This is a genomic window from Microcystis sp. M079S1, from assembly GCF_020246425.1.
Taxonomy (GTDB): domain Bacteria; phylum Cyanobacteriota; class Cyanobacteriia; order Cyanobacteriales; family Microcystaceae; genus Microcystis; species Microcystis aeruginosa.
Window position 1 is genome coordinate 1 of the sequence record NZ_JADBSZ010000201.1, and the last position, 8,996, is coordinate 8,996.

Genomic DNA, 8,996 nt, shown 5'->3' on the forward strand with positions numbered 1-8,996 from the left:
GGGAATAATATCCCAGCCAGGAAATCGCTCTGTAGAAGAATCAGACCAGCCAGATGGCATATTATCAAAGCGCAAGTCCCTTAGCTGCGGGGGCTCTCGAAGGCTCTCCCCCTACTTAGGGTGATCAGCAAACCTGATCGATCAGAGGGCGCAAGCTTTGCGCCCCTACAGTAACGGATTTTGTCCACAATGTAGGGGCGAACTGCGTTCGCCCAAAAGGTACATTATCAAAGCGCAAGTCCCTTAGCAATGATATTCCTACTTGGTAATGCGATTTCTTATCCTTTGAGCTAAACAGCAACATTACTACTATGAAATTAGCCTCTATCCCAACAAAGCAGTACATCGAGCAACGAGAAGAAGAATATTGGCTCGAAGGAACTCGTATCTCCCTTGATTCAGTTGTCTATTCTTTCTTGAACGGAGAATCTCCCGAAAGCATTGCCCAAAATTTCCCACTCCTTTCCCTCGAACAGGTTTATGGTGCGATCGCTTTCTATCTGGCCAATTGAGAGCTTGTCAATGCCTATCTGAAAAAGGGTGAAGCCGAGTTTCAGCGACTACAACAGTCTTGTAGAGAAAAGAGTCCTTTGCTGTACCAAAAATTGAAGGCGGCTCAAGCCCAGAATTAGAAAGCAGTATGACAGAAATTCGCTTTCAAGCTGATGCCGATCTCAGACAGGCAATTGTGACTGGCGCAATCCACCGCAATGCGTACCGACCGGGTGAAAGAAACCGCCCTCGCTTAATCAGTATATGTGCTTAAAAAACTCTAATCTCCTAGAAGAAGGCTATAATTACCATAATCTTTTGCCCCCGTCTCAATTCTAGCCGCTAGATATTTCTGGACTTCCCGACCTCGACACCACCACCTCAACTACGGGACAGCGACCGCCAAAATCATTCAACCAGTGCCATTTCAGGAATGACAAAGTTAAATTCACACCCTGGAAAGAGGGAAAGCCAGAACAGAGAAGGGAAAAATATCTGTAATTAATTCTGTCGGGGTGCTTAGAAAGGAATATCGTCTAAATTTTCCTCCACCGATGTGTCGCTAGGTTGCCAAGCGGAAGGATTAGAAAGTTCATAGGATGCGTCGTATTCAAAATCCCCGGTGGAGACAGGTGCGACGGGTTTCTCCACCTCGGTTTTATTCGATTTGTGGGTATTGATTGGTACGACTTTTTCTGGAGTCGGGGCCGTCATTTCACCGCTACTCATGCTGCCGTCAAGATGATAGAGATGACTAATGACTAATTCGGCCCGTTTTTCCTTAAAACCTTCGGGACGATCGATCGTCTGCATCGAGAGACGACCTTCCAAAATTACTTGATCGCCTTCATGATAATTCTGAGCGACTTCTGAGGCCAAATTTCCCCAAGCTACGGCCCTTAAATTAGTCGGGGTTGCCTCGGCACGATTGGGAGAAAACTCGACTAACATTTGAGCGTAGGGAGTTTGATTATCTTGGGTATAACGTAATTCGGGACGACGGACAATTTTAGCCATTAAAATGCAACTGTTCATGGTCGAAAATCAGTCTGAATTTTTCTGATAGCACCATTGTACTGAAGAATTACAAGGATCACCACTGTGGAGGTTAGGGAATTTTATGGGACTCTGGTTAAGAAAAAATCTCTTTAACACTTGGTACAACGTCATCTTAACCCTTGCGGGTCTATTTCTCAGCCTCTGGGGTGGTTTAAGTTTTCTCGATTGGGCGATAACTCGGGCAAAATGGGCTGTAGTGACGGAAAATCTCGGTTTATTTGTGGTCGGTCGTTATCCAGAGCAGTCAATATGGCGAATTTGGCTGATTTTAACGATAATTGCGGCTTTATCACTGTTTTCTTGGCAATTAAACCGGGGTCGCTTCCCCGATTGCCCCGCTTTTCTGCAACGCTGGTGGGGATTGATGTGGTTATTGACTTTACCTTTAATCGCTTGGTTGCTATTGGGGGGATTATTTTTAACGACAATTCCCCTCGATGATCTCAGTGGTTTAATCTTAACTTTATTAGTAGCGATCGCAAGTATGATTTTATCTTTTCCCTTGGGGGTATTATTGGCCCTGGGGAGACAGAGTGAATTACCGGCAATTCGTTGGCTATCTATTGGCTATATCGAATTATTGCGCGGGTTACCTTTGTTGGGAATTTTATTCATGGCTCAGGTGATGTTACCTTTAATTTTACCCGCCGGGACGAGACCAGAACGAGTGATCAGAGCGATCGCCGGATTTACCCTTTTTGCAGCAGCCTATCTGGCCGAAAATGTCCGCGGTGGTTTACAAGCGATTCCCAAAGGTCAAATTGAAGCGGCCAAAGCCTTGGGTTTAAAACCGATTTTCGTTTTATTATTGATCGTTCTACCCCAAGCTTTAAAAGCGGTCATTCCCGCTATTGTTGGTCAATTTATCAGTTTATTTAAGGATACTTCCCTACTGGCGATCGTGGGACTGGTGGACCTCTTGGGTATGGCAGGCTCGGTTTTAGCTAATCCGAAATTTATCGGCGATTATCCAGAGGTTTATCTATTTTTGGCGTTTATTTACTGGATTTTCTGTTATTCTATGTCCCTAGCCAGTCGTAGGTTAGAACAGCGTTGATTGGGGTGTGGGGTGTGGGGTGTGGGGTGTAGGGTGTAGGGTGTAGGGTGTGGGGTGTGGGGTGTGGGAAGCTTTTCAGTGAACAGTAAACAGTGATCAGTAAACAGTAAACTGAAAACTCACATCTGATAACTGATAACTGATAACTGATCACTGATCACTGATAGATGGCTACCTGGCTTTTTGTCATAAATATTGATATGATTTAACAATCAGCAGCAATTTATGGTAAATATATTTATTTAGGAGAGCGAGAAAATGGCTGGATTCTTTGGCCTGTTTGGCAATAAGACGAAATACGTCGATGAACCGATGGATATGAGCGCACCGGAACCGAAAGAGGCTTTTTACTTGGAACCCGATGACGCTAAAACTCTCGGTGATATCGACTTTATGCGGACACCGATCACGATCCGACGTACTTTCCCGAAAACTGCCTCGAATAAAAAGGGTGGCGAATCGATTAAACAGATTTCCTCTATGGAAGTCAGCAAAGTCACCGATAACGGTATTGTGGCAAAATCGGCGACTTCCGAGGCTAATGGTAACGGTAACGGTACTAATGATAACGGTCGTCGCACTAACGATGACAGTATCAATCCTTTCCTGAAAATGGCCCGCGAAATCAAGAAATAGTATAGGGTTTGCTGAATAAATCTAAAAACCTTGTTGGGTAAAACTTTTAGACCTTTTGGCCATCAAAAAGTAATGGATCTGGGAGTGATCGGGGGAAAAATTCCGGGACTTTTTCCCTGAAAATTAGGTAATTGACCCCCTCAAAATCGGTAAAACCCTACACCCCACACCCCACACCCTACACCCTGCCACCACCGACAAACTTTTTCAGCAAACCCTAGTATAGTAAGGTGAGCATTGGCCACCCTTGAGATCAAACTTTGGTGGGGAAGGCCCACCTTTTTTTATGACCATTATTAACGGAAAAACCAAGTTATTAGGCGTAATCGGCGATCCTATCGGCCATACTCTTTCTCCCCTCATGCACAATGCCGCTATCGATGCCTTGGGGCTAAATTATGTCTATCTTCCCCTACCTATCGCCCCGGAAAATTTAGCAACTGCGATCGCTGGTTTGGCCGCCATCGATCTAGAGGGTTTTAGCGTCACAATTCCCCATAAATTAGCAATTATTCCCTTATTATCGCAAATTACGGAGAAAGCAAGGCTAGTGGGCGCAGTTAATACCGTCTGGCGCACGGAAACCGGCTGGCAGGGAACGAATACCGATGTGGATGGCTTTCTCGCACCCTTGAAATCCCTTGACAAAGATTGGAGTCAGGTGAATCCAGTTATTTTAGGCAATGGCGGCGCTGCCCGGGCGGTAGTGGTGGCTTGCGCCCAGTTGGGCTGTGGCGAAATTCATGTGGTAGGACGCAATCAAAAGAAATTAGATCCTTTTAAAGAAAGTTGGGCGAATACAAGCCTCTATGACCTCCTAGAAGTGCATAGCTGGGACGAATTAGAGGGGCTGGTATCCACCACAGAACTCCTGATTAATTCTACCCCGATCGGAATGTCCCCCCAGGGCGAACAATCCCCTGTTGAGTTAGAATTATTAGACCTTTTACCCCCATCGGCGATCGCCTACGATCTAATTTATAATCCCCGGCCGACCAAATTTCTCCGGTTGGCCCGGACTAGAGGGATAAGAATTATTGATGGGTTAGAAATGTTAGTTAATCAGGGAGCGATCGCACTAGAAATCTGGTTAGGTCAACCCGTCCCCGTCTCGGTCATGCGGGAAGCTTTGTTAAAACAATTCTAAATGCTAAAATCCTATTTCTAGCTTTATTTATGCCCCCTTCTAGCTCCTTTTGGAAAACTCTGAATAACTCGATTCTAGTGCGCTATCTATTATTATTTGGTTGTGGCTGGAGTCTGATTATCTTAATTAACTATTTCTACGGGATGATCGCTATTTTTACCGGTTCGGCAGTCCTGGCCGCTCTATTAAATTATCCCGTGGTTTGGTTATCCCGTTATCTACCGAGAGGACTAGCCATTGCTATTACCACCCTAGTAGCTTTTATCCTCCTATTTAGATTAGTCACAGGCATAGGATTAGAAGCGGTTAATCAGGGGAGAGGACTACTATTCAATCTTACCGATGCCCTTAGTCAAAAAGATTTTTTACCCTTTCAAGACTTTCTCGATCGATTAGATTTAAATAAAATGGTGGGAAGCTTACAAACCGGTTTAGCCACGGGTTTATCGCTCGTACAGGGAGTTTTTTCCAGTGTCTTTACGGGCATTTTCGGGGCGGTGATCAGTGTTTATATGCTCATCGATGGTGATAAACTCTGGCGAAGTTTTTTGCAACTTCTCCCCCTAGCATACCGGGAGCGTTTTGCCCAGTCTTTTCGACAAAGTTTTCTAGGATTTATTCGCGGGCAACTGTTATTAATGCTCTTTTTATCGGTGACGAGTTTCTTGAGTTTTTCCCTATTGGGAATCAAATATGGGCTAATTTTAGCGAGCATTCTCGGTGTTATCGATGCTATCCCGGGTATCGGGGCAACCCTGGGCATTTTGTTGGTAACTATCTTGACTTTTACCTCCCAGGGACTAGCAATTGCCGTTAAAGCTTTTATTGTCTGTGTTGTCTTGGTGCAAATTCAAGATAATATTCTTCGCCCTAAAGTTATGGGCAATGCCCTAGAATTAAACCCAGTAATTTTATTTTTATCCCTCTTTATCGGCGAAAGAGTTGCGGGATTATTAGGGGTTTTTCTCTCCATTCCTATTGCTGGAATGATTGCGATCTGGATCGGATCGAGTGAAGAAAAACCAATAACAGCTTTAGAGGAAAATCAGTTAGGAGAAAGTCAGGAGAATTAAGGGCTGATACCCAGTCTCTACTATACAATTAGGGAAATTTGTTATCTACAACACTCGATCGCTACCTATGGAAAACCTAGATTTAAAGAAATCCTCGCCCCTCTTATTTATCTCACCGTTTTTTCTCTGGGGAACAGCGATGGTAGCGATGAAGGGTGTTATCCCCCACACCACCCCCCTATTTATGGCGGGAATTCGCCTTGTCCCCGCCGGAATGTTAGTTTTAATAGTAGCTTGGTTTTTAGGTCGTCCTCAGCCCAAAACCCTGCAAGCATGGTTATGGATTGCCCTTTTTGCTCTGATGGATGCCACTCTTTTTCAAGGTTTTCTGGCATTGGGATTAAATCGCACCGGGGCGGGGTTAGGATCGGTAATTATTGACTCCCAACCCCTAGCGGTGGCTTTAATGTCCAGTTGGCTATTTAAAGAAGTTATCGGTGTCTGGGGTTGGTTGGGATTGGGTTTAGGAATTGGGGGAATTAGTTTAATTGGCTTGCCCGATCAATGGTTTTATGACTTTTTTGGACAAAAAGCGGTAAATATTGACTTTAGCTGGCAGGAATTACTAAATAGCGGCGAAATGCTGATGCTTTTGGCTTCCCTATCTATGGCGGTGGGAACAGTGTTAATCCGGTTTGTCTGTCGTCATGCGGATCCCGTCAGCGCCACCGGATGGCACATGATTTTAGGAGGATTGCCGCTATTTTTAGCTTCAGGTTTCACCGAATCCCATCAATGGCAAAATATCGATTTAAATGGTTGGTTAGCTTTAAGTTATGCCACGATTTTTGGTAGTGCGATCGCCTATGGAATATTCTTTTATTTAGCCGCCAAGGGCAATTTAACCAGTTTAAGTTCTTTAACTTTTTTAACTCCGGTTTTTGCCCTCACTTTCGGGAATTTATTCCTCGGTGAGATGTTAAGTGTATTGCAATGGGTGGGGGTATCTTTAACCCTCGTTAGTATTTATTTAATCAATCAAAGGGAAAGAATCGCCCCACAATTGCGGGCAATTTTTGCTAATCTTTCCTCACTTATACCCAAAAGCAACTAACTCAAATTCCGTGCGAATTACCTCGACTCTGGCAAAATTTGCTTCTTGTAATTTCTGGTTGAGATTTTGAGAGGTAAAACCGGTTTTATGAGCCATATAGGGCATTCCGGGAACTTCTGTTCCCATGCCGTAAAACATCCATAAAGCCCGCACGGGACCCCCGGGAGAAATATATAAAGGTTCATTTTCCATATCGCCTCTAGCGACAAATTCGGCGGCAGTTTGCATATCGGGAACTACGATCATTAAAAAGCCTTCGGGTTTAAGAATGCGTTTAAATTCTCCTAGGGCGATGGGAACTTCGTAATGATAAATATGTTCTAGATTATGACTAGAAAAAACCGCATCGACGGAGTTATCGGGAACGGCACTTAAATCGGTAATAGTTCCTAAAATATCGGGGTTAACAGCAGTATTGATATCGAGGCGAATTTCTTGCCAATTGCCATCGCGGAATAGTTGGGGTAAAGCTTCGGGATTATAGGGACCACAACCCACATTTAAAACCAGTTTTTTCGGGGATTTTAGCGCTGTTATCTCTGGGGGAGCATTCCAAGCTAATAAACAAATATTTTTCAAACCAAGCAAACCGTGATTAGCGACTTGATCATCTAAAATTATCTGGGCTTGGGGATGGGTTTTAATAAAATCTTTTATGGCCTGTTGGAGAGCAGGATGCTGACATTTATTGATCATAATTAAAGCGGAATCAGACCAGAATTTTTTGGCTAAAAGTAAGGAGATCAAAAGCGATCGATAGTCTTCGGCGGCATCGTAGTAATAAACTCCCAGCTTTTCTTCACTGTTTAATTCTTCCAGATCATCGAAAAAGTCTTCCGTTTCTTGATCGCTTAAAAATATCTGTTCTGATAGTTGAAAATCCTCCAAATCCTCAGATAATATAGTTAGCTTTTCTCCCGATGGATCGTATTTAAAAAAAGCTTCTACGCCATAACCGCAGCGATCGCTATTATCCCAGAAAGCGGCGACTAAACTACCGCGACGAAAACAGCCAATTTGACAGTAAACCTCGTCCGGTTGCAGACAGGCAACGGCTAGATTGAGCAGGGGAAAGAGATTGCGATCGGGATAGGAGGCGGTTTTTTCGCTTAAAAGGGTTAATTGCTCGGAAATAGGCGACATTAAAGCCGATCCCCAATCCTGATACTGTTGAGGCAATTGTTCTAAGAATTTCTGTAAATCCATGCTCTTGCTTTCCCGAAAACTATAATCCTTTTCCCGATCATAAATTATCGTGCTTGTCATCAGGCCACAGACTTAATTGTGGAAGAGTGCTAATCTGATCTATAGCGGTTTTCACAGAAGTTAGTCCCGATTGAAACCCTGAAACGCCTATCTATCAAGGGATTTACCATACCTTATTAGACTGAAAACCGCTATATTAGCCCATCAGCACAAGTAGAGAAACTTCTGATATGCCCTACAATTGCTTCCAGATCAAATTTTGGGGAGTAAGGGGGAGTATTCCCTGTCCAGGTTCGGAAACCGTTCGTTATGGTGGTAATACTTCCTGTGTAGAGATGCAAGTCGGTAGAGAAAGATTAATTTTTGACGGTGGTACGGGGTTACGCCTACTAGGACAGTCTTTGATGGCAGAAAGTCCAGTGAAAGCCCATTTATTTTTCAGCCACTCCCATTGGGATCATATTCAAGGTTTTCCTTTTTTTATCCCTGCTTTTATCCGGGGCAATACTTTTAAAATCTACGCAGTTCCCTCCCCCAACGGGGTGACCATGAAGCAAAGATTACACGATCAGATGTCACATCCCAATTTTCCCGTGCCTTTGCAGATTATGCGGGCCGATTTAGAATTTTATAATCTAGAAATCGGCGAAACCCTCCACTGTGGCGATGTCAGCGTCGAAACCCGTCCTTTAAATCATCCAGGAGAAGCGGTGGGTTATCGGGTAAATTGGCAGGGTTTATCGGCAGCATATATTACCGATACGGAACATTTTCCCGATCGCCTTGATGATAACGTTCTGGCTTTGACCTGGCAAGCGGATGTAATGATTATTGATGCTACCTACACCGATGAGGAATACAACGATCCTAAGTATTCTAAGGTGGGTTGGGGTCATTCCACTTGGCAGCAAGCAGTCAAAATCGCTCAAGCAGCGCAAGTTAAGCAGTTAGTTCTATTTCATCACGATCCCGCCCATAATGACGATTTTCTCGATCGCATTGGGGAAGAGGCAAGAAAGATTTTCCCTGAAACTATTCTCGCCCGGGAAGGACTTTCGATCGAATTGCGACCGGAAGGTTCTCGGATAGATGAAGCGTAACCTAAGCTACTGTTCCCACCATGAAGATAACGGTTCTTCGGTTTGTGTTATGCAATGGACTGGGGTTATAAGAGATGTAACCCTTATTTAGAAAGGCATTTGGCGATTTTTGTCAATTGTTTTTGATCTAGAGCGAACTCATCAATTAAGTCTCTTGCCAGAGAAGGATTTA

Annotated in this window: 9 protein-coding genes; 7 read left to right on the forward strand and 2 right to left on the reverse strand. The window is 44.0% G+C overall.

The window, feature by feature from the left end; genetic code table 11:
- Window positions 1–311: 311 nt before the first annotated feature.
- Complete coding sequence (locus tag IM456_RS13235) at window positions 312–512, forward strand: DUF433 domain-containing protein (protein ID WP_253881130.1); 201 nt, start codon at window positions 312–314, stop codon at window positions 510–512.
- A 499-nt stretch (window positions 513–1,011) separates the two neighbouring features.
- On the opposite strand, the gene IM456_RS13240 is transcribed toward IM456_RS13235, so the two are convergent.
- Window positions 1,012–1,527 carry a single-stranded DNA-binding protein gene (locus tag IM456_RS13240; protein ID WP_066030186.1) on the reverse strand — a complete coding sequence of 172 codons (516 nt, stop codon included), beginning with the start codon at window positions 1,525–1,527 and terminating at the stop codon, window positions 1,012–1,014.
- A gap of 85 nt (window positions 1,528–1,612) precedes the next feature.
- Between IM456_RS13240 and IM456_RS13245 the strand changes: the two genes are divergently transcribed.
- From IM456_RS13245 to IM456_RS13265, 5 genes are all read left to right on the forward strand, one after another.
- Window positions 1,613–2,608 carry an amino acid ABC transporter permease gene (locus tag IM456_RS13245; protein ID WP_149986240.1) on the forward strand — a complete coding sequence of 332 codons (996 nt, stop codon included), beginning with the start codon at window positions 1,613–1,615 and terminating at the stop codon, window positions 2,606–2,608.
- A 258-nt stretch (window positions 2,609–2,866) separates the two neighbouring features.
- A complete protein-coding gene (locus tag IM456_RS13250; RefSeq protein ID WP_149986242.1) occupies window positions 2,867–3,244 on the forward strand; it encodes a hypothetical protein in 378 nt (125 codons plus the stop codon).
- 286 nt (window positions 3,245–3,530) lie between these two features.
- Window positions 3,531–4,391 (forward strand): shikimate dehydrogenase, encoded by an 861-nt coding sequence (locus tag IM456_RS13255; RefSeq protein WP_149986243.1) that lies wholly within the window; start codon window positions 3,531–3,533, stop codon window positions 4,389–4,391.
- 29 nt (window positions 4,392–4,420) lie between these two features.
- Window positions 4,421–5,464, forward strand: coding sequence for an AI-2E family transporter (locus IM456_RS13260; protein ID WP_149986244.1), 1,044 nt, complete (start codon window positions 4,421–4,423; stop codon window positions 5,462–5,464).
- A gap of 67 nt (window positions 5,465–5,531) precedes the next feature.
- A complete protein-coding gene (locus IM456_RS13265; RefSeq protein WP_149986245.1) occupies window positions 5,532–6,518 on the forward strand; it encodes a DMT family transporter in 987 nt (328 codons plus the stop codon).
- On the opposite strand, the gene IM456_RS13270 is transcribed toward IM456_RS13265, so the two are convergent.
- Entirely contained in the window at window positions 6,495–7,724 is a 1,230-nt protein-coding gene (locus IM456_RS13270; RefSeq protein WP_149986276.1) for a class I SAM-dependent methyltransferase, read from the reverse strand. The genes IM456_RS13265 and IM456_RS13270 overlap by 24 nt on opposite strands.
- Window positions 7,725–7,954: 230 nt before the next feature.
- Here IM456_RS13270 and IM456_RS13275 point away from each other — a divergent pair, with 230 nt between their 5' ends.
- The gene (locus IM456_RS13275; protein WP_149986246.1) at window positions 7,955–8,824 is read left to right on the forward strand and encodes an MBL fold metallo-hydrolase; all 870 of its coding nucleotides are present in this window, start codon (window positions 7,955–7,957) and stop codon (window positions 8,822–8,824) included.
- Window positions 8,825–8,996 lie beyond the last annotated feature (172 nt).

Coding starts and splice junctions, on each gene's coding strand:
- IM456_RS13260 (WP_149986244.1), top strand. CDS start 4,421: ATGCCCCCTTCTAGCTCCTTTTGGAAAACTCTGAATAACTCGATTCTA.
- IM456_RS13255 (WP_149986243.1), top strand. CDS start 3,531: ATGACCATTATTAACGGAAAAACCAAGTTATTAGGCGTAATCGGCGAT.
- IM456_RS13250 (WP_149986242.1), top strand. CDS start 2,867: ATGGCTGGATTCTTTGGCCTGTTTGGCAATAAGACGAAATACGTCGAT.
- IM456_RS13270 (WP_149986276.1), bottom strand. CDS start 7,724: ATGGATTTACAGAAATTCTTAGAACAATTGCCTCAACAGTATCAGGAT.
- IM456_RS13235 (WP_253881130.1), top strand. CDS start 312: ATGAAATTAGCCTCTATCCCAACAAAGCAGTACATCGAGCAACGAGAA.
- IM456_RS13265 (WP_149986245.1), top strand. CDS start 5,532: ATGGAAAACCTAGATTTAAAGAAATCCTCGCCCCTCTTATTTATCTCA.
- IM456_RS13275 (WP_149986246.1), top strand. CDS start 7,955: ATGCCCTACAATTGCTTCCAGATCAAATTTTGGGGAGTAAGGGGGAGT.
- IM456_RS13240 (WP_066030186.1), bottom strand. CDS start 1,527: ATGAACAGTTGCATTTTAATGGCTAAAATTGTCCGTCGTCCCGAATTA.
- IM456_RS13245 (WP_149986240.1), top strand. CDS start 1,613: ATGGGACTCTGGTTAAGAAAAAATCTCTTTAACACTTGGTACAACGTC.